The sequence below is a fragment of the Rhodococcus sp. MS16 genome (genome assembly GCF_013277795.1).
GTDB lineage: Bacteria > Actinomycetota > Actinomycetes > Mycobacteriales > Mycobacteriaceae > Rhodococcus_F > Rhodococcus_F globerula.
On sequence record NZ_VBTM01000004.1, the window covers coordinates 470,667 to 492,049 of the forward strand.

Below are 21,383 nucleotides of genomic sequence, written 5' to 3' on the forward strand. Positions count from 1 at the left end.
TCATGGGGTGAATCCTAGACGGAGAATCTCGCACCTCCAAGTATTGCTATCCTTATTAGGATTGAACTAATGTAATTCCCATGGACTTCACGATGAGTGAGGCCGCGACGGCGTTCCGAGGTGAGCTGCGCCAGCTGGTGAAGGAGCACGTTCCCGAGGATTTCCGCGGGGCCTTCACAGATGACCCGGCTGATCTTGATGTGGCCCAGCGGTTCTGCCGCATTCTTGCCGACCGCGGACTGCTGTGCATGGCATGGCCCGAGGAGTTCGGCGGTCGCGGCGCCACGGTGTGGGAGCAAACGGTGGTTCGCGAGGAGATGTGGGCGCTTCACGAACCGCGCGGCGCGCAATACATGGGCGTCAACTGGGTGGGGCCCACCATCATGCGACACGGAACGCGCACGCAGCAGAGCCTGCACCTCCCACCGATTGCCCGAGGCGACGTCATCTGGTGCCAAGGATTCAGTGAGCCCGAAGCCGGTTCCGATCTGTCCTCGCTGCGTACTGCCGCACGCCGTGACGGCGATGGTTGGCTCATTTCCGGCCAGAAGATCTGGACGTCGTACGCCACGATGGCGCAATGGTGCTTCCTACTTGCCCGGACGTCGACCGGTGAGCGCCGGCAGCAAGGCCTGACGGTATTTCTCGTCCCGATGTCCGACCCGGATATCGAGGTCAGGCCGATCCGCGCCATGCTCGGACCGCACCACCTCAACGAGGTGTTCTTCAACGATGTGCGGGTTACCGAAGAGAACGTGCTGGGTCAGGTGGACGAAGGCTGGAGCCTGGTTCAGGAAGTGCTTGCCTTCGAGCGCGTCGGCATCGCTCGCTACGCGCGCTGTGAACGGCTGTTGCACGACGCCGCAACGGTTCTCGGGGACAGCTGGGACAGTGTCCCGGAAGGATTGCGAAACCGGTGGGCGCGAATGCTGACTCATTGTCGGCGCGCTCGACTGCTTGCCTATCAAGTCGTCGCGTTGCAGAGCCAGGGAACAGTTCGCCCGGGCGACGCCGCCGCATACCGCATCGCTGTGACCACACTCGATCAGGACAGTGCCGAAGTGCTGACGGAACTCGCGGCCTTTGTACACTCGTCGGACACTGCAGGGGGCGTGGTTGTGGATAACGCAGACGCGCAACGATTCTGCCGCGATGTCGAGGAACATTGGCGCTATTCGCAGGCCGCGACAGTGGCGTCGGGAAGCATCGAGATGCAAAGAATTCTCCTTGCTCGGTCACTTCTGGCGGCCGCATGAAGCTTGAATTAAGTAACGAGGCAATCGAATACGGTCGAACGGCCTTACGTGCCTTCGAGTCTGCGGGTGGTGATCAACTGATTCAGCGGGGCGAGCGGGATCCGGTGCGTCGGGGAAGTGTTGTGGCACCGGTGTTGGCCGACCTCGGCGCGTGGGATCTCGATCCTCGCGGTGACGGGGACGAACTCGAAGCGGCGGCCGCACTGTGTCACAGTGCTGGCTACTGGGCTGTGCCGTATCCAGTGGCTGAGCGGCTGGCGAGGCCGGTTGACCTTGCCGTCGACGGGTTGATCGTTGTTGCCGATCGCGCCCCTGCCGGCCCGGTATCCGGCATCGATCTACGCTGGGCCGCAGTGACATTGGGCGGCCGTCGTAGCTCCGTTGTCGTCCGCCCGTCGCAGGACTCACCGCGCACAACAGCATTCGTCGCGCAGTTCGACACGAACTTCGTCGACGACAACGGAGCGAAGGATGTGGCGCTGGCGTTGCTGTTGCCCTGTTGGACGCTACTCGGGATGCTCGATCGGGCGATGGACCTGACCCGCGCACATGTGTTGCTGCGCGAGCAGTTCGGGCAACCGCTCGCGAAGCTGCAGAGTGTGCAGTTCCAACTCACCGATGCACAGGTGCAGCGCAGTGGCCTCGAGGTGCTCGCGAAGTACGCACTGTGGAGCGTCCAGACCGATAGCAGTGAGGCGCTCGACGACGCACTTGCGCTGCGGTTGGCCGCAATCGAAGCTGCCGAGATCGTGTTCCGCGTTGCACATCAATTGCACGGGGCGAGTGGCTTCTGCGACGAGACCACGCTGTCGTGGCTCTCGCGGTACAGCCTTCCACTGCGGCGGCTACCGCTCGGCTTGTCGGCGACGGGTAGCGCATTGACGCAGCGGATCGGCCGTCGCGGCCTTACCGGACTATTCAGTGACACAGCATCTATCAGTGACACAGCAGCTATCGGTGGTGCAGCGTCTATCGGTGGTGCAGCGTCTATCGGTGGTGCAAGGGAAGTGGCAACACTGTGACCTACGACCTTCCTGAAGAGCTGACGGTCGAGTGTGACGGCCCGATTCGACTTGTCACGATAAATCGACCGGCCGAACGCAATGCCGTGAACAAACCTCTGCACTGGGCTCTGGCGAACGTGTGGCGACAGTTGGCCGCGGATCGTGAGGCGGCTGTGGTGATTCTGACCGGGGCCGGCAAAGCCTTCAGTGCTGGTGGCGATCTGGACTGGATCTCTTCGTTCCTCGACGATCCGGTTGCCCGGGACGAAAGCATCCGTGAGGGTGCAGAAGTCATCGACGAGATGCTGAGATTTTCGCTTCCCGTGATCGCCGCGGTCAACGGTCCGGCGGTAGGCCTCGGGTGCAGTGTGGCTGTCCTGTGTGACGTCGTACTGATGTCGGACACCGCTTATCTTGCCGATCCGCACGTTGCCGTCGGCCTGGTTGCAGGCGACGGCGGGGCTGCCTTCTGGCCGCTACTCACCCCGATCATGAGATCGCGAGAGTTCTTGTACACGGGTGATCGAATCCCCGCTGCTACGGCAGTCGAGTTGGGGCTTGCCAGTCGAACCTGCGCGCCCGAGGACTTGGTTGGGGAGGCGAGACGCCTTGCTGTGCGATTGGCGGCGCAGCCGCGCGAGGCATTGCAGGGGACTAAACGCATCGTCAACATGTACCTATCCCAGGCACTCGGTGGTCCCATGCAAGCCGGTTTTGCTGCGGAGGTTGCCACCATGAGCTCTCCCGAGCATCGGCAGCGTCTTGGCGCCATGCGATCGACGGCCGTGACCCGATGACGGTGCTCGCTCCTGGTGGCACGCTCGACGAATTTCGCGAGAACGTGCGGGACTGGTGCCGCACCCATGTGCCGACAGACTGGCGAGCCGAGCAGACCGGAGCGTCGGACGAGGAGTTCGTTCGGTTCCAGAAGGCATGGATGCAGGAACTCCGCACTGCTGGTCTGGCGGTGCCGCACTGGCCGCAGGAGTGGGGCGGAGGGATGTCCACCCCGCGGCAAATCGTCCTGTATCAAGAGCTTGCGGCCCATGACGCGCCGCGCCTCGTGCTGCCGTTCGTCTCGATCCATCATGCAGCGTCGACGCTGCTTGCGGCGGGGACGGACGAACAGCGGCGTCGTCATCTACCGGCGATCCTCGACGGCGAAATCTGGTGTCAGGGTTTCTCCGAACCGGGAGCAGGATCGGACATGGCGGCACTGAAGACGACAGCGCGACGGGACGGGGATGCCTACGTCGTCAAGGGACAAAAGCTGTGGGCGAGTGGCGCGATGTACGCGGACTGGTGCCTTCTCCTGGCTCGAACCGACCCGAACGCACCGAAGCGGCAGGGCATTTCGTACTTTCTGATGGATATGAAAACTCCAGGAATCGAGGTCCGGCCGATCCGGCAGGCCACCGGCGAGTCGCACTTCTGCGAGATATTTCTCGACGACGTTGTCATCCCGGCGTCGCAACTGGTCGGACGGCCCAACGAGGGATGGCAGGTTGCGCAGGAAACGCTTGGCGCCGAACGTGGGATGACTATGCTCGAGCTTGCAGAGCGCCTGGGCTCGAGCGGGTTTCGGTGGCTGGTGGAGTTGTGTTCGCGTCACCGCGGCGATGCTCTGGTGGCAGATGAACTGGCGTCACTCGAGATCGAACTGACGGGATTGCGCGCGCTGTGCGCAGACTTTGCCGGTAATCCCCGGCCTGGTCCGGCGGATGCATCCATTGTGAAGTTGCACTACAGCGAACTCCTGCAACGGATGACGGATTTCGGCGCCGACATCGCGGGCCTTTCCGCGCACACCGTGCTGCGCAAACCTTTGTCGAGTGGGTGGGAATCCGGTGCGTGGGTTCTGGACTTCATCGGCTCGTGGGAATGGACGATCCCCGGTGGAACCAGCGAAATCCAACGCACCATTATCGGCGAGCGCGGCCTCGGCCTCCCTCGCGAACCGAGAGGCCACTGATGTCGTCGTCGCTTGCAGAACTTGCCGAAGTACACGCAGAGCTGCGTGCAATGGTGCGTGAGATTCTGGCAAAGTCCGGTAGTGAGGCGGTGAACGGGGGGGTGGACTGGGGACTGATTGCTCGCTCCGGTGCAGTTGGTCTCGAGGTGCAGGCGGAATTCGACGGCGCCGACGCAACGTTCGGGGAGGTCGCGCTAGTCCTGCAGGAAATCGGTCGTACGGCTTCACGCACCCGATACGCGACTGTTGCAGCACTTGGCGTCGGCGCGCTCAATCTGCTGGAATCGCGGCCGGAACGAGATCGGCTGTTGTGCGATACCGCCGCCGGATACGCGGCTCCGATTGTTGTTCTCGGTGGTGAAACGTTGGGGGAGAGCACCTTCCGTATCGACCAGAATGCAGATGGTTACCAACTGAGCGGGCACGCGAGCTTTGTGCTCGATGCGAGCGCAGCGGACAGTTACCTTGTGCCTGCACGTGAGGCTGACGGGAACCTCGTTGTTGTCAACATCGACCCGCGGGCTGCCGGACTGACTGTGACGGAGCAGGAAGTTCTCGATGCCACGCGCAACTTCGGGTCCGTGACAGCCTCGTGCGTGGTCGTCGGCCCGGAATCGGTGTGGCGTGTGCGCGATGATGCGTCGAATGCTCTTACCCGACTGTGTGATCGGGCTGCGGTTGCAGTGGCGTGTGACAGCCTCGGGCTGAGCGAGGCCATGTTGGAGGCGACCGTCGACTATGTCGGAGTGCGTGAGCAGTTCGGACGTCGGATCGGTTCGTTTCAGGCCGTCAAACATGCGTGTGCGGACATGCTCGTTCAGGTGACGATTGCCAGGTCTCTGGTCGCGGCGGCGGTGCGTGCTTTAACCCAGGACACGTCGGACGCTTCCGTCGCAGCCGCGATGGCGAAGTCGTACGCGTGTTCTGCGGCAGTTGATATTGCCGGGAAGGCAATGCAACTCCACGGCGGCATGGGCTACACGTGGGAGAGCGGGATACACGTCTACCTCAAACGTGCGACGCTCAATCGTTCCCTGTTCGGGTCTCCGGCTGCGCACCGAACGCGGTTGGCTCAGAGGTATTTTCAGGAGTCGTAGATTTCGCTGGGTGTACCGGCTGATCAACCCGGTAGCTATCGATCAGCCGGTACACCTTCACGCCTTCAACAGTTGTGTAGCGCGCTCTCGAACTTCACTGGATTTGATTTTTGCACTGCCGGTGAGAGCGATTTGGTCCTCGTCGAAAAACAGCACATGACGCGGAACCTTGTAGCTGGCGAGGCGTTCTCGCAGGAAAGTGCGAATTTCTTCTTGATGCAGATCGGTGCCCTCGTGCGCAACGATGCAGGACACGACGACCTCGCCAAGCGTCTCGTGCGGAACACCAACAGTGCGGGTGACCTTCACTCCGGGATGGCTGACCAGAGCCTCGTCGACTTCGAGCGGTGAGACGTTTGCGCCACCGGTCTTGATGATGTCGGTGAGGCGGCCCTCCCAGAACAGCCGGCCGACATCGTCGAGATATCCGCCGTCGCCGGTGTGGAAGAAACCTTCGGCGTCGACGGTCTCGCTGAGTGGTGTGCCGATATACCCGAGCATCAGTGTCGGACCCTTGACACAAATTTCGCCGCGTTCGCCGATCGGGAGAACATCGCCGGTGAGCGCGTCGACAACCTTGACGGTTGTTCCGGGAAGCGGCTCACCGCTGCTGCCCCCCGTTACGTCGTCCGGCGTATTGGCCGGGAAACAAGTTGAAATGGTGAAGGTTTCGGTGTTTCCGTACGCATGGCCGGGTTCGAACCATGTGGCCGTGACGCTGGGGTGACGGGCTACCGGTGTGTTGAAATCGACGTACGACAAGCTACTCAAATCCGCGCCGGTCCAGTTGGGTGCGGATTCGAACTGTGCCCATTGGTGCGGCCACGCAAACGGAAAGTTGACTTGTTCCGACTCGATGAGCCCGATTGCCTCTGCTGCGTCGAACGTCGATTGCAGTACCAATGAGCCACCGCTCGCGAAGGTCGTGCCCAGCGCCATCGCAAAGTTGCCTGACCAGAAAAATCCGTTGGCCGACCAGCATCGGATGTTGTCCTCGGGGTTGAAACGATACATGCGCCGAAATCGCCACATCTGAATGCTGACACCACGATGTGCGCTGAGAATGCCTTTGGGTTTGCTTGTCGTCCCTGACGAGAAGAACAGCACAGCAGCATCACTCGGGCGCACAGCCGCCGCGATGGATTCGATCAACCCCCTCGATTGGTCGACGCCTCGCGAGCGGAATGTGTCCCACGTGTCGATCGCCCCGATTGCTTCTCCGTCGCCGACCATGGCCAGATGGCGAAGAAAAGGGAATCGCGGCGACTGCACTGTGCCGGGAGCTGCAGTGCCGAACTGTGGTTCGAGCGTGGTCAGCACCTCCGCAAGGTCCTTACCGAGTACGGTGCGCTCGAACAGCAGAACCGAGACTGCAGAATTCTCCAGCAGGTAGTCCAGTTCCGCCGCTGTTGAGAACGTGCTGAGTGTGACCGCTACACCGCCGGCGAGGGCGGTGCCGAACACCGACGCGATCCACTCCGGACGGTTGGTCATCAAGACGCCCACCCGGCCGTCCTTGCCCAGACCGATACCCCGCAGAGCTTGGGCGACTTCGATTGCGCGCTCCCACAATTGTGCGTAGGACCAGCGGACGACACCGTCGTCGGAGCGCATGACCAGAGCTTCGCGATCGCCGTACATCTGCGTCACTTCCCGGAGGAATCCGGGAAGAGTCAGTGCGCCGAGGCCTGGTTCGTCGAGCAGTGGTACACCGTGCGCGATTGAAACAGCTGGTGCCGCATTCACATCGGTGGTCAAGGCTTGCCTCTTTCATGTCGAGGGAGAGTCAGGAGAACGGCAGTTCGACCTCGGCCGTGCAGGACACCAGAACGTCGCCGTCCTGATTGGTCAGACGCAGCTTGATCTGGACAAGCGGTACGCCCCAGGCTGATTGAGCTTCCTTGCCAACGACCTCGGCGTCGAAGTACGTCACGTCGCCCTCGAATGCAGGTGTGCGGAAGTCGGCCTTGGTATGGCGGACCATGCCGTTGTGACCTGCCCAGTTGGCGAGGAAGTCGGTGCACCAGGCGCCCATCGTCGCGCCGTAACCGTAGGCCCTGGCCATCCCGACTTCGCTGGCCTTGTCGCTGTCGATGTGGCCGCGAGACGGACCGACGTACAGGCCGTCGCGCTTGCGCGGGTCGATCTTGGCTCCTTCCTCGTCGTAACCGAAGCCCTCCACCCAGCCCGGATCCTGGTAGACCCAGGGATCTTCGACGCCGTCGGGTGCAACCCAGTGGAAGGTGCCCCAGATGTTGAAAAGGAATGCGCGGTACTCCGTGGTGAAGCTTGCGATGCTGTGCGGGCCGATGACGCGTCGCTGCAGTGTGTCGCCGATCTCGACCTCGTCGAAGCGCGGTGAAACACCCATGCGGTTGGACATGAGCCATTCGTGGCGCAGGTTCTCGACCTCGATGAGTTCTGCGTTGGTCCACCGTTTGACGGCCCCGACATTGTTGTTGTACATGCCGCGCTTTGTTGCCTCGTCGGCCAGGTAACGGATGGCTGTCGACCGTTCGAGTGCAACCTTGGAGCCGTGCTGGTTGGTGTGGAGCGTGTCGCCGCGCGAGAACATCGTGGGACCGGCGAACTTCGTATCGGCAACCTTGTAATCGTGGAAGCGTCGTTCTTGGAACAACGTGTCGCCGGGACGCACCGGCGTTCCGTAGAACCACCATTCCTCGCCGCCGAAGATCAAGTGGCTGTTCGGAATGTGTCCGACGCACGCCGGCTGAGCTCCGTGCCCGTAGTCCAGACCTACTGCGATGGACTGCGGTGCGATCAGACCGCCGAACTTACTGGCACGGGCAAATTCCTCATCCCAGTGGATCGGGTTGGGGTTGTCCATCGCCATGACCCAACGCCGCACGTCGGTGGTGCTGCACGGATCCCACAGCTGCCCGCCGCCGACAGGTTGGCCTACACGGTGGTCTACATCGGACAGATCGAGTTCGACGGTTTCCGGTTCGGTTAACTTCGTATTCATCGTCTCTGGCTCCCGGCTATCGATTGACGTCGACGACGATGCGTCCACGCACCGTGCCGTCCATGAGTTTTCTTGCAGCAGTGATCGATTCGCCCAGTGCGATGTCGTGGGCGATTGACTCCAGTGCCTCGGCATCCAGATCACGAGCCAGGCGATCCCAGGTGGCCAGGCGACGAGACTTGGGTGCCATCACGCTGTCGACACCGAGCAGTGACACGCCGCGGAGAATGAACGGCGCAACCGAGCCAGGGAAATCCATCCCCTGAGCGAGGCCACAGGCTGCGACAGCACCGCCGTACCGGGTTTGCGCGCACGCGTTCGCGAGGGTGTGACTGCCCACCGAATCGACGACGCCCGCCCAGCGTTCCTTCTGCATCGGCTTGCCGGCACCGGAGAGTTCGGCGCGGTCGATTACCGTTGTTGCGCCAAGGCTTTGGAGGTATTCCGCTTCGTCGACCTTGCCGGTCGACGCAGCGACGGTGAAGCCTGCCTTTGCCAGTAGGGCGATCGCGACACTGCCCACTCCGCCGGATGCTCCGGTCACGAGTATCTCGCCCTGGTCGGGCGATACACCGAAGTCGATGAGAGCGTCGACGCACAGGCTGGCGGCATAGCCCGCAGTGCCGATAGCCATGGCGGCATGGGCGGTGAATGCCGCGGGAAGTGGTATCAACCAGTCGCCGTTCAGGCGCGCGCGCTGGGCGAGTCCACCCCAGTGGGATTCGCCGACGCCCCAACCGTTGAGTACGACGCGATCGCCGGCTGCCCAGTCTGCGTGTGAACTCTCGGTGACTGTTCCGGCGAGGTCGATTCCGGGGACCATCGGGAACTTGCGCACTACTGGAGACGAACCGGTAATGGCCAGAGCGTCTTTGTAATTGAGAGTTGAATAGTCCACGTCGATGCTGACATTTCCGTCGGGTAGATCAGCTTCGTCGAGACTGGTGCAGGCGACGCTTTGTCCCGTGTCGTTCTTCTCGATGACTATTGCCGAAAACATCAGAAATGAATTCCTTCCTCAACCGGTTCGGAGCGCGTTCGCGTCCTGAAATCCGTGGGTGATGCACTGCAGATCGCGGTGTCCACCGTTAGCGGGGCCGAACTGCCGGGACTGTACTGCGCAGTAGCTGTCGTACAGGTCTTTTCGCACAGTACGTCAATCCTATCAATGATGGCAATACTTGACATTTACGCACATCGGAATGTACTGACGGATGTCCTTGATTTGACAGCTCTAAAAGGGATAATTAGCGCAATTCGTCGGTTTCCAGCGCACGTTTTCCGCTGTATGTCCGATCGCCTCTCACAATTGATCCAAAGATTAGGTAGGTAGGGCGGTGGATGCGGTGGAAAACTCGACGTCAGCTGCGGCGCTACGCCACAGCCTGCTTGTCGGTCTTTGCGTTTTTGTCGCGTGCTTGATCGGGACTTTCAGCCGGCTTCCCGGTACCCTCGCCGTGTTCTGGCCGGCAAACGCACTGCTGCTCGGTCTGCTTGTTCGATCACCCCGTTCGGCAACCGTTTCGACGTGGTTCTGTGCGGCGACGGCCTATATTTCCGCGGATCTGGTCACTGGCGGTTCCGTCGAATCAGCTTTGTGGCTCGGTGCAAGCAACATCATCGGCGTTGTCGGTGGGTTCTACGCATTTCGATGGGTCTGCGCGGAAGATCGAAGGCTTTCGAGTATCCGCTCGGTGGGTTACTTCGTATCCGCGACCATGGTCGCGGCGGCGCTGACAGGATGTGTCGGAGGAGCTGCGAATGTGGCACTTTTCGGCGGCACATGGCCGGACGGCTGGATTCTCTGGTTCTCGGGCAACCTCGTCAACTACATGACGATTGTTCCGCTGGTACTGACTTTTCCGTCGCTTCGACCTGAGGACCGAGACCCTGAGGCCGTGTCCAGGATCCTTCGGCTGTCCGTGATTCCGGCCGCATTGTTGGCGTTGTGCATTCTGCTCCAATGGGTCATCGGCGGCGCCGGTGCAATTGCGTTTGCCATGCCTGCTCTTGTCACCGCCGCACTGCTGACCAATGTCTTTGTCACGTCACTGATGACCGCCATATCGACCGTATGTACGTTGGTCTTGACAGCCGACGGGCACTTGGGAACAGCTGTCGAAGGTTTATCCGCGGTCAGCGTTTCCGTAAGGATCGGATTGGCTCTGTTGGCAACTGCGCCCCTCGCGGTTGCCTGCGTGATCTATGAACGTCGACGCGCTCTCGCTGCTCTGACTGAAGCTGTGATGCTCGACGACCTGACTGGAGCGCTGCGCCGGGACGAATTCATGCGAAAAAGCATCGGCGCCGTCGGATCTCTTCAGTCCGGCCTGCCAATCAGCGTCCTGATGATGGACCTGGACCACTTCAAGAAGGTCAACGACACCTTGGGCCATCGGACCGGGGACACGGTCCTTGTTGCGTTTGCGGATCAAGTGCGGCGCCATCTCGACGACACAGCGCTGTTTGCGCGCCTGGGCGGTGAGGAGTTTGTCGTTCTGTTGATCGACACGGATCTGGACGAGGCAACGCAAATAGCCGAAATAATTCGGGTGGCACAGCAGGAGCAATCGAGGACAACGCTCGGAGAACTCGGCCCGACTGTCAGTATCGGTGTGGCGTGTTCGCCGTCCGGTGACGCGGACGTGAACAGCATGATCGATTGCGCCGACGAAGCGCTGTATCTGGCAAAGAAGTTCGACCGTAACTGCACCGTGTCCCTGACCGCGAGAAGCTGATGTCCTGACCGCCGGAAACTAGTGACTGCCGGAAGTTGATCGGCTTTTCGGAATGTCCCGGAAGGCGATGTTCTGCTCGTGTGTGCGTTCACGCGGCATACCGAGGACTCGCTCGCTGATGGCGTTGCGGGCCATTTCGGTGGTCCCGCCGGCGATGCACCACACCTGTTGGCCGAGATAGTCCGTGGCGCAGTCGCCGACCGTACCGTCGTCGTCGTCCCACGCTGCCCCGGCAGGCCCGGTGAATTCGTAGATGATCGTCACCAGACGGGTAGACATCAGACCTGCCATCAATCGGGCGATACTCGCGGCCTGATCGGACATTGCGCCGGTGGTGATGCCCTGGACAACCCGATGCTGTAGTGCGTTGTTGGCCAGTTCCAGCATGCGGGCCTCACCGATGAGGTCACGGCTGACGGGGTCGTTCAAGCGACCCGCATCGCGCGCGACTGCAAGCAGTTCCGGCATCTTCGTTCCTCGTTGCGTGCTTCCGGCTGCCATGGTCGCGTACGGCGAGTTCGACAGCATTCGTTCGTGGAACATCCAGCGTGTGCCGACGGTCCAACCGTCGTTGATTTCGCCGATGCGGTCGCTGTCCGGAACCCTGACGTCGGTCATGAACTCTTGACAGAATTCCCGCGACCCACTGAGCAACTCGATGCGGTTGACTTCCATGCCGGTGCGATCGAGCGGCACCATGAACACGCTCAGCCCCCGATGCTTGGGCACGTCCCAGTTGGTTCTGGCAAGACAGAGCGCCCAATCGGACCACCAGGCGCCGGTAGTCCAGATCTTCGATCCGTTCAGTACCCAGTCTTCGCCGTCTCGAACAGCGGTGGTGACCGCGCCGGCGACGTCGGAGCCACCACTGGGCTCGGAGAGCATTTGCATCCAGATCTCTTCGCCCTTCAAGATGGCGGGGATGTGGCGTTGCTTCTGCTCCTCGGTGCCGAATTCGAGAAGCACTGCGGCGCAGGGCACAAAGGTCGGAGACTGTAGACGTTCGGCGTACTTGTAACCGGCGAGTTCCTCGTTCAATGCCCGCTGGTGAGCATGAGTGAGGCCTTGCCCGCCGTACTCCTCAGGGAAGCAGATCCCGGCAAGGCCCGCATCGAACAGTCGTCGCTGAAGTGCGCGTTGCTCCGCGACGTCGGTGAGTTCGTCCTCGTCGGGTCCTTCGGCGCGCATGACACCGATGTTTGCCTTCGGGTCGCTGGGGCCGAGGTTGTTTCGGATCCAGGTGCGTGCCCGAGTGCGAAACTGCTCGACCGATTCCATGTCGACGACGGTCTGGGGTGCCTGGGTGCTCAACGGATGCTCTCCTGACGTACGGCGATGGCGGCGATCAATTGGCGGTGCTCTGCGGGAGTGCCGTAGCTCGAGCGATTAGCTGCAGCCCGCCGCATGAACAGGTGTAGATCGTGCTCGAATGTGACGCCGATCCCGCCGTGGATCTGCACACAATCCTGGAGTAGTTCGCCGCCGCGATCGCCGATGTATGCGTGTGCGGCGCTGGTGAGTTCAGCGGCGTCCGGGCTTTCCGCAGCAACTGCGGCTGCTGCCGCGTCGGCGAGACCGTGGCTGGCTTCGAGCCAGGTCTTCATGTCTGCGAAGCGGTGTTTGAGTTCTTGGTACGACGCAAGGGGGCGTCCGAACGAGTATCGGTCGAATGCCCACGCAACGGTGAGGTCGAATGCCGCTTGCATCGCTCCGACGGATTCGGCGCAGCCCAGCACGATGGCGAGTTGCCGACAACGCTCGACGTCACGAGCCGCATCGCGTGTGTCTCCGATCATGGCGCTCAGGGGGAGACGTACGTTGTCGAACGTCACCGCGGCGTAGCGCCGTGTCAGATCGATTGATCGCAACGGCTTTACGTGCACACCGGGAGTATCGGTGGGCACCAGGACTTGCGCGACGGAGTCGCCGTTCTGGCCGGTGACGAGAAGGACATCGGCGGTCTGGGCAGCTTCGACGGGGCGTTTTGTGCCGGACACAATTACGTCGTTGCCATCGACGCGAATCTCCAGTGGTGGAGTGCTCACGAGACTGTTCGCTTGTGGCTGGGTGAAACACCATGCTGCGGTGGAAGTTCCGGCGAGTAGTTCTGCAAGAACTTGGTCTGTGGTCTCGCTGGAGTAGTTGTTGAGAAGTGCGGCAACGACGTTGGTCGGGGTGAGTGGGCCGGGCGCGGCGGTGCGGCCGAACTCGTACGCGACAAGTGTGAGGTCGACGAGTCCGCGATCGCTGATTGTGCCCCCACCGTGCTTTTCGTCCACCAGGAGGCTGGTCCAGCCGAGTTCTGCGCCGCGCCGCCAGTATTCGGAGTCGAAGCCCATGGGGTTGTCGCGCAGAAGACGCACAGCTGAGCTGGGCACCTGTGTGTTCAGGAACCGGGCTGTGGTGTCCCGGAAGAATTCCTGGTCCGGGGTCAGCTCCAACAACATGTTCGCCCTCTCGCCCTGCGGTTAGAAATCGCAATCAGAGTATGAAACTCTCTATTCTGAGAATAACATTTTCAATGTCGAAATTAAAGCGAACTCGAACTGAGATCGGCACCCATGTCGAACGCTCAGCGTGCCGTCCAACCACCATCGACAACTATGGTCTGGCCTGTGACGTAGCTTCCTGCGTCACTTGCGAGCCAGAGAACAGAGCCGACAACGTCGTGCGGCGTCCCTTCGTGCGGAAGTGGAGTGTTTCGTCGCAGATACTCCGCCGATCGGTTCTCGGTGTACAGCTGATCAGTGATTTCACTCCGGAAGAATCCGGGAGCAACTGTGTTCACCCGGATCGAGTGCCGCGCCCACTGGATCGCGAGTTCTGCGGTGAGTCCTGATAATCCGGCCTTACTTGCGGCGTATGACGCCTGCGGGATGCCCGGTATTCCCACCCGGCCGCTGATCGACGAGATGTTGACGACAGTGCCGCGGCCGATGGACTGCATGTGAGGGAAAGTGGCCTGCGCCAACAAGAACGGAGCGATCAAATTCAGATCCAAGGTCTTGCGGACGGCATCGAGTGGCTCGGATTCGGCTCGTTCGTAGGTGAACATGCTGCCCGCTGCGTTGATCAGAATTTCGGGCGGCCCAAGGCTTTCGACCACGGCGGGTACAACAGAGCCAACCTGGCCGGCCTCGGAGAGATCGCACTCGATGGCGGTGCCGTTGATCCGCTCGGCGAGTTCGGCTAGTTTGTCGCGGCGGCGCGCGACGACGGCAACTCGGGCGCCGAGTGAGGCAAGTGCCTCGGCTATGGCAGCGCCGAGGCCTGATGAGGCGCCCGTCACGATGGCTACCCGGCCGTCCAAGCCGAACATCCGTGCGGCGGTATCGCGGTGTGTTGTCACCGGAGACCTCGCTGCGGTGCCCTGACGGCGGAAGTGGTGAGTTCTGCGAGTCCGGCCCGCTGGATTTTTCCCATGGCGTTGATCGGCAGTGCGTCGACCTGTGACCAGAATTCCGGAACCTTGTATGGCGAGAGCGCGTTCCGGCAGAGGTCGGCAAGGATGCCGAACTCCACCGGAGGTCCGACACTTTCGACAATCGCGGCAACCCGCTGACCGAGTCGGTCGTCGGGTACCGGGTACACGGCGACCTTCGCGACATCGGGGTGCGTCGCGATGACTCGTTCCACTTCGAGGGGGTAGACGTTTGCACCACCGCGAATTATGACCAATTTCTTGCGGTCCAGGACAGTGAGCCAACCGTCGGCGTCGACAGTTCCGATATCCCCAGTCGCGAGTGGGCCGGGTTCAGTCGAAGTGACACCGCCGTGCTCCCAATGGCCGAGCATCGGCGTCCACGAGCCCGCCCACTGACCTGACCTCGCTGCTCTGACGCGCAGTTCGCCCAATTTTCCTGCAGGCAGCGGGCTTCCGTCCTCGCTGTAGGCTGCAACCTCGTACTGTGGCAGTACCTGCCCGCTGGTCCCGGGGTGCCATTCGCGCCCGGGAGGATCGATCGATACGACGGTCGGTGCTTCGGTCAGGCCGTACGTGACGCGGGGGACGAGGCCGTGCGCGTCGGTGAACGCCTGGCGCAATCCGTCCGGTGTATCGCCGCCGCCGCACCAGATCTCCTGGAGTGAACTGAGGTTGACGTCGGGACGTCGCGCGAGGTCGTACAGTTGCGCGGGGGCGCCGTTCCACACTGTGACACGCCGCGAGGCGATCCATTCGGCAACCCCGTCGACGTCGCGCCGGTTCATCACGACTGAGCACCCGCCGGCCTGGGCCGTAAGTAGCGTCGACAAGACCATGAGATTGAGGATGGTCAGCGGGAAGCTGTCGCCCTTGCGTAGTTCTGGCCCCCATCCTCTGGTCGCGCACAGGACGGCGCCGGGGAGGAGTAGGTTTCGTTGACTGTGCACCACAGCTTTGGGCTGACCCGAAGTGCCACTGGTGAAAGCGATTCCGGCGGGAGCGTCGATATCCAACTCGACCGAAGGGGCGGTCTCGTCGCGCCCGCACAATTCTGCCCACTGAGCCTCGCTGACGCAGTCGAGAGGGTCCAGCCGACAGTTCGGTCCGGCCAGGACAACACTCGGCTTGCACAGAGTTTGTAATTCTTGCTGCTCACTGGATGACAGCGCTTCGCCGATTCCCACCCAGATCGCACCGATCCGCTGAGCGCCGTGAAATGCCGCGACGATGCCGAGATCGTTGGGCAGGCATGCCGCGACACGATCGCCTGGTCGCACGCCCAGTGACCACAGCGCTCCGGCGCAGCGCCTTGCCTGTGTGTCGAGTTCGGCATATGACCAGATCCCAGATACGGCTTCCACGGCCGGGGCCTGCGGGTTTGCCGCCAGTGCCGCATCGAGCACCGTCGCTATCGTGCCGAGGACGGCGGTCCCGTTGGATTTCTTCACCACTCACTAATACCACTATCCTTGTAAAGATTCACCTGATAGCGTCGAATCGTTCTGAAGAAAAGTGGAGGTTCATTCTGATGAAGCACTCGGGTCCGTTGACCGGGGTTCGGATCGTCGATCTCACGGCGATGGTGATGGGTCCCTACTGCACGCAGATCATGGCCGACATGGGGGCTGATGTTCTCAAGATCGAAAGCCCCGCCGGCGACAACACCCGCTACATTTCGGTGGGTCCGGAACCGGGATTGGGCGGTGTGTTTGTCAACGTGAATCGTGGAAAGCGCAGTGCGGTACTGGATCTGCGAACCGATGAGGGTGCAGGTGTACTGCGTGACTTGATCGCCGATGCGGATGTATTCATCCATTCCATGCGAGGCTCGGCAATCACAAAACTTGGTTTTGGCTACGACGACGTGGCCGCCGTCAATCCGTCGATCGTCTACACCAACTGCTACGGATACGGGCGTCGCGGGCCGGATGCCGATTTGACGGCCTACGACGACACAATTCAGGCCGAATGCGGCTTACCGCACGTGCAGGAACAGTTGACCGGCGAGAGTGGTTATGTCGGAACCATTATCGCGGACAAGGTTGCGGGACTCACTGCCGTGTACGCCACCACGATGGCCCTCTTTCACCGCGAACGTACTGGAGAAGGCCAAGAGGTGGAGGTTGCCATGTTCGAGACGATGGCAGCTTTCATGCTGGTCGAACATGCAAATGGGGCACTGTTCACCCCGGCGCTGGGTCCGGCGGTGTATCCCCGTGCTGTGGCACCGAATCGGAAACCGTACCGGACCAAAGACGGCGAGATCTCGGCCATGGTGTACAACGACAAGCAATGGGCGGCTTTCGTCGACGCAGTCGATCCACCCTGGGCGGGTGCACATTTCGCGACTCTCGAACAACGAGCCCGTCAGATCGACACGGTGTACGCGCTGTTGGGTGAAACCTTCCTCGAACGCACGACGCAGGAATGGCTGGATCTGCTCCGATCTCACGATATTCCGGCCGCTCCGGTGAGGACACTGGACGAGTTGTTGAACAACGAGCACCTCGATGCCGTCAACTTTTTCGAAGACGTCGATACTCCCTACGGCTCAGTGCGTTTCCCTGGTCCGCCGACATGGTTCTCGCGCACGCCCGGTCGTATTGCCCGGCCGGCCCCTCGACTCGGTGAGCACACCGAGGAAGTCCTGAATGAGGTCGGTCGAGCGTGGAGTTGAATCGGTTCCTGAATCGGGGAGACCGTATTGTCATCGGACAGGCGTGCGGCGAACCGACAACGTTGATCGAAGCTCTGATCGATCAAGGGGCAGACATTGGCGGACTATCGGCATTTGTCGCAACGAGTTTCTCAGGAGTCTTCAATGCCGAAGCAAGTGAGAGCTTTTCGCTCTCCAGTATGGGGGCGATCGGAACGCTGCGATCGTTGACCAAAGTGCACAAGCTCAGTGTGATTCCGTGCCACGTCAGTCAAGTTGCGCCGATGATCGAGGCCGGGTTGATCGGGTGCGACGTTGCCTTCGTACAAGTAAGCGCTGCGGATGGGAACGGCAATCACAGCTTCGGATTGATCAGTGACTACGTTCAGGCGGCTGTGGCGAAAGCGCGCGTTGTCGTGGCGGAAGTGAACGATCAAGTCCCGTTCACCTGCGGGGAACTGTTACCGGCAGCGAAGATCGATTACGCCATCGAAGTATCCAGACCTCCGGTTACACTGGCGCCGGCAACAATTGGACCGACCGATCATGCAATTGCCGAACATGCCGCTGCGTATATCGAGGACGGTGCGGTCATCCAGGTGGGGATCGGAGCCGTGCCGGATGCGTTGCTTCGGCTGATTCGAGACCGGAAAGATCTGGGTGTTCATTCGGGAATGGTGGGCGACGGCCTCGTTGATCTGGTGGAAGCAGGCACGGTGACCAACGCACGCAAACGAATCGACACGGGAGTGTCCGTCACCGGCGCACTCATCGGCAGCAAGGAACTGTACGCGTTCGCGCACCGTAACCAGGCAATTCGCATGTGTGCGACGTCGTACACACACGACGCGGCAGTTCTGGCTCAGCTCGACAAACTGGTGACAGTCAATTCCGCACTCGAAGTTGATCTCACAGGGCAAGTCAATGCGGAGCAAAGCGGTTCGGCGTATCTCGGTGGCACGGGTGGTCAGGTGGACTTCGTCCGGGCCGGTTCGCGTTCACCGGGCGGTCACGCGATCATGGCTCTCCCCGCCACGGCCAAGGGGGGAACCGTCAGCAGGATAACCGCGCACCTGTCCGGGCCTGTCACGACGGCGCGTAGTGACATCGATGTTGTGGTCACCGAATTCGGTGCAGCCGAGCTACGAGGACAGAACCTCGCGGAACGAGCGCGACGTTTGATCAATATTGCCCATCCGGATTTTCGCGAAGAGTTGATGCGCGAAGCGCATGCAATCAGGCAGAGGGGATTCTGATGAGTGATGCTGTGTTTTCGAATGACGCCGTGTTGTTCGACGCGCGCGACGACGGCATTGCTGTCATCACGCTGAACCGACCGGAGTCCCGAAACTGTCTCGATCGAGACGTGCGCGAGGGATTACGCGACGCCTGGAACCGATTCGAATACGACCCAGCGTTGCGGGTAGCGATACTCACCGGTTCCGGCGACGAAACATTTTGTGCAGGTGGCGATCTCAAAGAGATGGTCAATACCGCAATGGCGGTACCGCCGCGCGATATGTTTGCACTTCCCTACGACACGGTCGAACTGTCAAAACCCACCATTGCCGCGGTCAACGGCGTTGCCTACGCCGGTGGTTGGATGATTGCTCAGGCCTGTGACCTGTGTGTCGCCAGCACCACCGCGAAATTTGCGGTCACGGAGGTCAAGGTGGGGAGAAGCTCGCCGTGGGCGTCGCCGCTGATTCACATGATTCCGCAGCGCATCATGATGGAAATCCTGCTCACGGGTAAGCCGATATCTTCTACGCGCGCTTACGAGATCGGTCTCGTCAACCGACTTGCCGAGCCTGCGGATCTGATGGCGACGGCTCTGGACCTGGCAACCGAAATACTCTCCGGTGCACCTCTTTCCGTCAAAGCGGCGAGAGAAACTGTGATGCTGTCGACGGAGATGGGTCGTTCGGCCGCACTCAAGGCCGCACGCCACGTATCCGAGCACTGCTACAACAGTGACGACGCACAGGAGGGGCCGGCTGCATTTGCGGAAAAGCGTCGCCCGCAGTGGATGGGGCGCTGACTGGCTCATGTGACTCGTGGACGTCGCATTGCAAGAACGTGGGGGAACGAACTGTGCCCGGTATGTCCCTTGAATCGAATAGATGTTCGAGTATAATTAGGTCAGGGTGGGGAGGCCTTGATGACTACGGTTTGCGATTCAACTTTGGTGGGGGATGTTGTAGCGGGTTCGGCTGTGGGTGTGCGGGGCAGGTTGTGGCGATTGCGACCGGCCGAGGTTCGAGACGTTGCAGTCTGTGTATCTGCGGAAATTCTTCGGCTGGAAGCGATTCGAGTTGCCGCGGTCGACGAATTGGCGCTCAATCCGGACGAGCAGGTGCTCTGTTACCGCGGTGTGGGGCGGTGGCTGGCGGCGAACACGATGCTGCAGAACGCGGCCGGTAACAAGATCGCCGCCCTCGGTGCCGCACTGCGGGGGTTCCCGGATATTACTGCCCAATTCGAGGCCGGCGATCTCTCGCTCGATCATGCGGCAATGATCGTCGCGTTCTGTGAATCTCCACCAAAAGGAATGCCGGACAGGGCGTTACCGTCCTGTATGAAGACTCTGTTGGCTGCGGCATCCGGGGTGGAGGCGACCACTATCAAGCTGCGGTATGCGATTGCGGTTTTGGAGCGGATTTTCGAATCCGATGAGATCCCGCCCGGTGAGGATGATGATCTCAATGTGTTGCGGATTTCGCCGACGCTCAACGGGCGCGTGGCGATCAAGGGTGATTTCGACGCGTTGACCGGTGAGATGTTGTTGTCGGCCCTCTCGGGGTTGTCGATGCCGAAACCGGCCGCGGACGGAACCCCGGATCAGCGGTCGGCTGCCAAACGCACCGCCGACGCGTTCACGGAACTGATTCGCCGCTATCTCGACAATGCCGTCACCGGTGTTGATGGTGGTCAGCGTCCGCACGTGAATGTGCACATCACCGCGAAAGACCTTGCCGAGCATCGGGAATGCACCACCACGCGCAGCGAAACAGCATCAGACTGTGCAGATGCCGACGTCAGTGATGGCGAGTTCTACGGCAGTGCCTTCGATGGCGATGAGCCTGATTTCGAAGATCTTGATGTCGGGTACATGCCGTGGATGGGCCCGCTCAGTGTGAGCCTGACCCGGATGCTCGCCTGCGATTGCATGCTCTCCACAGTGTTGATGGACGGCAACGGGGCACCGCTGGATGCGACCCCGCACAAACGCCTCGTCACACCCGAGCAACGCACCGCGTTGATCGCCCGGGACAAAGGCTGCGCCTTCCCCAACTGCGATGCCGTACCTGCTTGGTGCGACGCCCACCACATAAAACCGTGGTCGGTCGGCGGTCTGACGGTGATGGACAATCTCACCCTCCTCTGCCGTAGCCACCATCGGTTGATTCACAGCACCAGCGGGTTCCGCGGGATCTGGGAAATCAAGATGGGCGACGATCACAAACCGTGGTTCATCCCACCAGCTGCGATCGATGCGAAACAGCGACGCAGACGCTCCACCACCCGCCAAGGGCCAGTTCACCGAGACTGAATCCGGCTCCGCCGGAAACTGAACACCGCGTGCAAGCTTCGCATCACCAGCTAAGACGATGCGAAGCCAACACGCATGTGTCCATTTACCGAACGGCGGGGAGGTACGGAGCAAGCTCCGGTTCAGGATTCACGTCGAATGACCGCAGTGCCATGGCGAGCATCGAGTAGCAGCCAACCGTGAACACCATATCCATCAGTTGCTCGGTGTTGAATTCCTCGGCCAGTGCCGACCAGGTCAGCTCACTCACGACGCCGTCCGCCAGCAGTTCGTCTACTGCACTGAGCAGGGACCGTTCCAGCGGAGACCACTCGGGGGCATTCGGTCCGTCCGCGACGCGAAGGATTTCGCCTTTTGTCACGCCGGCAGTTTCGGCAAGGATGACGTGCTGGGCCCATTCGTAATCGGATCGCCGGACTGACGCTACGCGGAGTACAAGCAGTTCCCGTTGCCTGTCGGTAAGCGAAGTCCCAGAAAGCAAGTGCGCGTTGAAGGACAGGAATGGCATCGCCAATGCGGGATATCGGGCCAGGGTCCCGACCAGGTTAAGTCCAGCCTTACCGGCCCGTTGCGGATCGGCAGCAACGGTCGTTCGGAAGCCGTCGAAGAATTCCCTCATCTCGGGCGTCCATTGTTGTGGTGTTGCAGGCGAAATTCGAGCCATCGGCTGTAAATCCTCTCGGGTAGCGAACGTGCT

The 21,383-nt window shown here is 61.1% G+C and carries 18 protein-coding genes; 10 read left to right on the top strand and 8 right to left on the bottom strand.

What is annotated here, in order from left to right:
- Nucleotides 1-80 precede the first annotated feature (80 nt).
- From FEZ60_RS11715 to FEZ60_RS11735, 5 genes are read left to right on the top strand one after another with little or no spacing between them, the layout of a single operon-like run.
- On the top strand, nucleotides 81-1,256 hold the full coding sequence (locus FEZ60_RS11715; RefSeq protein ID WP_045070249.1) for an acyl-CoA dehydrogenase family protein: 1,176 nt from the start codon (nucleotides 81-83) through the stop codon (nucleotides 1,254-1,256).
- Nucleotides 1,253-2,278, top strand: a complete 1,026-nt coding sequence (locus FEZ60_RS11720; RefSeq protein ID WP_095886486.1) for an acyl-CoA dehydrogenase family protein — start codon at nucleotides 1,253-1,255, stop codon at nucleotides 2,276-2,278. The genes FEZ60_RS11715 and FEZ60_RS11720 overlap by 4 nt, the downstream gene beginning before the upstream one ends.
- The gene (locus FEZ60_RS11725) at nucleotides 2,275-3,057 is read left to right on the top strand and encodes an enoyl-CoA hydratase-related protein (RefSeq protein ID WP_172936141.1); all 783 of its coding nucleotides are present in this window, start codon (nucleotides 2,275-2,277) and stop codon (nucleotides 3,055-3,057) included. Before FEZ60_RS11720 ends, FEZ60_RS11725 begins: the two co-directional genes overlap by 4 nt.
- Nucleotides 3,054-4,232 (top strand): acyl-CoA dehydrogenase family protein, encoded by a 1,179-nt coding sequence (locus FEZ60_RS11730; RefSeq protein ID WP_033230964.1) that lies wholly within the window; start codon nucleotides 3,054-3,056, stop codon nucleotides 4,230-4,232. The genes FEZ60_RS11725 and FEZ60_RS11730 overlap by 4 nt, the downstream gene beginning before the upstream one ends.
- On the top strand, nucleotides 4,232-5,329 hold the full coding sequence (locus FEZ60_RS11735; protein WP_172936142.1) for an acyl-CoA dehydrogenase: 1,098 nt from the start codon (nucleotides 4,232-4,234) through the stop codon (nucleotides 5,327-5,329). Before FEZ60_RS11730 ends, FEZ60_RS11735 begins: the two co-directional genes overlap by 1 nt.
- Nucleotides 5,330-5,386: 57 nt before the next feature.
- On the opposite strand, the gene FEZ60_RS11740 is transcribed toward FEZ60_RS11735, so the two are convergent.
- Genes FEZ60_RS11740 through FEZ60_RS11750 form a run of 3 tightly spaced genes read right to left on the bottom strand, consistent with a single transcriptional unit; the run spans nucleotide 5,387 to nucleotide 9,315 of the window.
- Entirely contained in the window at nucleotides 5,387-7,087 is a 1,701-nt protein-coding gene (locus tag FEZ60_RS11740) for an AMP-binding protein (RefSeq protein WP_242484546.1), read from the bottom strand.
- 28 nt (nucleotides 7,088-7,115) lie between these two features.
- A complete protein-coding gene (locus tag FEZ60_RS11745; RefSeq protein WP_095886485.1) occupies nucleotides 7,116-8,315 on the bottom strand; it encodes a MaoC family dehydratase N-terminal domain-containing protein in 1,200 nt (399 codons plus the stop codon).
- Between the two features lie 16 nt (nucleotides 8,316-8,331).
- Nucleotides 8,332-9,315 (bottom strand): MDR family oxidoreductase, encoded by a 984-nt coding sequence (locus FEZ60_RS11750; protein WP_095886484.1) that lies wholly within the window; start codon nucleotides 9,313-9,315, stop codon nucleotides 8,332-8,334.
- Nucleotides 9,316-9,652: 337 nt separating this feature from the next.
- On the opposite strand from FEZ60_RS11750, the gene FEZ60_RS11755 reads away from it, so the two are divergent.
- Nucleotides 9,653-11,053, top strand: a complete 1,401-nt coding sequence (locus FEZ60_RS11755) for a diguanylate cyclase (protein WP_172936143.1) — start codon at nucleotides 9,653-9,655, stop codon at nucleotides 11,051-11,053.
- An 18-nt stretch (nucleotides 11,054-11,071) separates the two neighbouring features.
- Here the strand turns inward: FEZ60_RS11755 and FEZ60_RS11760 are convergent, their stop codons facing one another.
- From FEZ60_RS11760 to FEZ60_RS11775, 4 genes are all read right to left on the bottom strand, one after another.
- Complete coding sequence (locus FEZ60_RS11760) at nucleotides 11,072-12,364, bottom strand: acyl-CoA dehydrogenase family protein (protein ID WP_242484547.1); 1,293 nt, start codon at nucleotides 12,362-12,364, stop codon at nucleotides 11,072-11,074.
- Nucleotides 12,361-13,500: an acyl-CoA dehydrogenase family protein gene (locus tag FEZ60_RS11765; RefSeq protein WP_045070238.1), complete on the bottom strand. Its 1,140-nt coding sequence runs from the start codon at nucleotides 13,498-13,500 to the stop codon at nucleotides 12,361-12,363. Before FEZ60_RS11765 ends, FEZ60_RS11760 begins: the two co-directional genes overlap by 4 nt.
- A 125-nt stretch (nucleotides 13,501-13,625) precedes the next feature.
- Nucleotides 13,626-14,402 carry an SDR family oxidoreductase gene (locus FEZ60_RS11770; protein WP_346343349.1) on the bottom strand — a complete coding sequence of 259 codons (777 nt, stop codon included), beginning with the start codon at nucleotides 14,400-14,402 and terminating at the stop codon, nucleotides 13,626-13,628.
- Nucleotides 14,399-15,928, bottom strand: coding sequence for a class I adenylate-forming enzyme family protein (locus FEZ60_RS11775; protein ID WP_346343350.1), 1,530 nt, complete (start codon nucleotides 15,926-15,928; stop codon nucleotides 14,399-14,401). The genes FEZ60_RS11770 and FEZ60_RS11775 overlap by 4 nt, the downstream gene beginning before the upstream one ends.
- A 77-nt stretch (nucleotides 15,929-16,005) precedes the next feature.
- Here FEZ60_RS11775 and FEZ60_RS11780 point away from each other — a divergent pair, with 77 nt between their 5' ends.
- The 4 genes from FEZ60_RS11780 (at nucleotide 16,006) to FEZ60_RS11795 (ending at nucleotide 20,686) form a co-directional block, all read left to right on the top strand.
- Nucleotides 16,006-17,154 carry a CoA transferase gene (locus FEZ60_RS11780; protein WP_141484438.1) on the top strand — a complete coding sequence of 383 codons (1,149 nt, stop codon included), beginning with the start codon at nucleotides 16,006-16,008 and terminating at the stop codon, nucleotides 17,152-17,154.
- Nucleotides 17,145-18,389: an acetyl-CoA hydrolase/transferase C-terminal domain-containing protein gene (locus FEZ60_RS11785; protein ID WP_045070233.1), complete on the top strand. Its 1,245-nt coding sequence runs from the start codon at nucleotides 17,145-17,147 to the stop codon at nucleotides 18,387-18,389. Before FEZ60_RS11780 ends, FEZ60_RS11785 begins: the two co-directional genes overlap by 10 nt.
- Nucleotides 18,389-19,174, top strand: a complete 786-nt coding sequence (locus tag FEZ60_RS11790) for an enoyl-CoA hydratase-related protein (RefSeq protein WP_045070230.1) — start codon at nucleotides 18,389-18,391, stop codon at nucleotides 19,172-19,174. Before FEZ60_RS11785 ends, FEZ60_RS11790 begins: the two co-directional genes overlap by 1 nt.
- 120 nt (nucleotides 19,175-19,294) lie before the next feature.
- Complete coding sequence (locus FEZ60_RS11795; RefSeq protein ID WP_172936144.1) at nucleotides 19,295-20,686, top strand: HNH endonuclease signature motif containing protein; 1,392 nt, start codon at nucleotides 19,295-19,297, stop codon at nucleotides 20,684-20,686.
- An 85-nt stretch (nucleotides 20,687-20,771) separates the two neighbouring features.
- Here FEZ60_RS11795 and FEZ60_RS11800 read toward each other — a convergent pair whose 3' ends face one another.
- Nucleotides 20,772-21,350 (bottom strand): carboxymuconolactone decarboxylase family protein, encoded by a 579-nt coding sequence (locus FEZ60_RS11800; RefSeq protein ID WP_033230952.1) that lies wholly within the window; start codon nucleotides 21,348-21,350, stop codon nucleotides 20,772-20,774.
- Between the last annotated feature and the right edge of the window lie 33 nt (nucleotides 21,351-21,383).

What these genes read in the sequence shown, in the direction of transcription:
- FEZ60_RS11715 (WP_045070249.1), top strand. Translation starts at nt 81, where the DNA reads ATGGACTTCACGATGAGTGAGGCCGCGACGGCGTTCCGAGGTGAGCTG.
- FEZ60_RS11720 (WP_095886486.1), top strand. Translation starts at nt 1,253, where the DNA reads ATGAAGCTTGAATTAAGTAACGAGGCAATCGAATACGGTCGAACGGCC.
- FEZ60_RS11730 (WP_033230964.1), top strand. Translation starts at nt 3,054, where the DNA reads ATGACGGTGCTCGCTCCTGGTGGCACGCTCGACGAATTTCGCGAGAAC.
- FEZ60_RS11735 (WP_172936142.1), top strand. Translation starts at nt 4,232, where the DNA reads ATGTCGTCGTCGCTTGCAGAACTTGCCGAAGTACACGCAGAGCTGCGT.
- FEZ60_RS11745 (WP_095886485.1), bottom strand. Translation starts at nt 8,315, where the DNA reads ATGAATACGAAGTTAACCGAACCGGAAACCGTCGAACTCGATCTGTCC.
- FEZ60_RS11750 (WP_095886484.1), bottom strand. Translation starts at nt 9,315, where the DNA reads ATGTTTTCGGCAATAGTCATCGAGAAGAACGACACGGGACAAAGCGTC.
- FEZ60_RS11765 (WP_045070238.1), bottom strand. Translation starts at nt 13,500, where the DNA reads ATGTTGTTGGAGCTGACCCCGGACCAGGAATTCTTCCGGGACACCACA.
- FEZ60_RS11780 (WP_141484438.1), top strand. Translation starts at nt 16,006, where the DNA reads ATGAAGCACTCGGGTCCGTTGACCGGGGTTCGGATCGTCGATCTCACG.
- FEZ60_RS11790 (WP_045070230.1), top strand. Translation starts at nt 18,389, where the DNA reads ATGAGTGATGCTGTGTTTTCGAATGACGCCGTGTTGTTCGACGCGCGC.
- FEZ60_RS11795 (WP_172936144.1), top strand. Translation starts at nt 19,295, where the DNA reads ATGACTACGGTTTGCGATTCAACTTTGGTGGGGGATGTTGTAGCGGGT.
- FEZ60_RS11800 (WP_033230952.1), bottom strand. Translation starts at nt 21,350, where the DNA reads ATGGCTCGAATTTCGCCTGCAACACCACAACAATGGACGCCCGAGATG.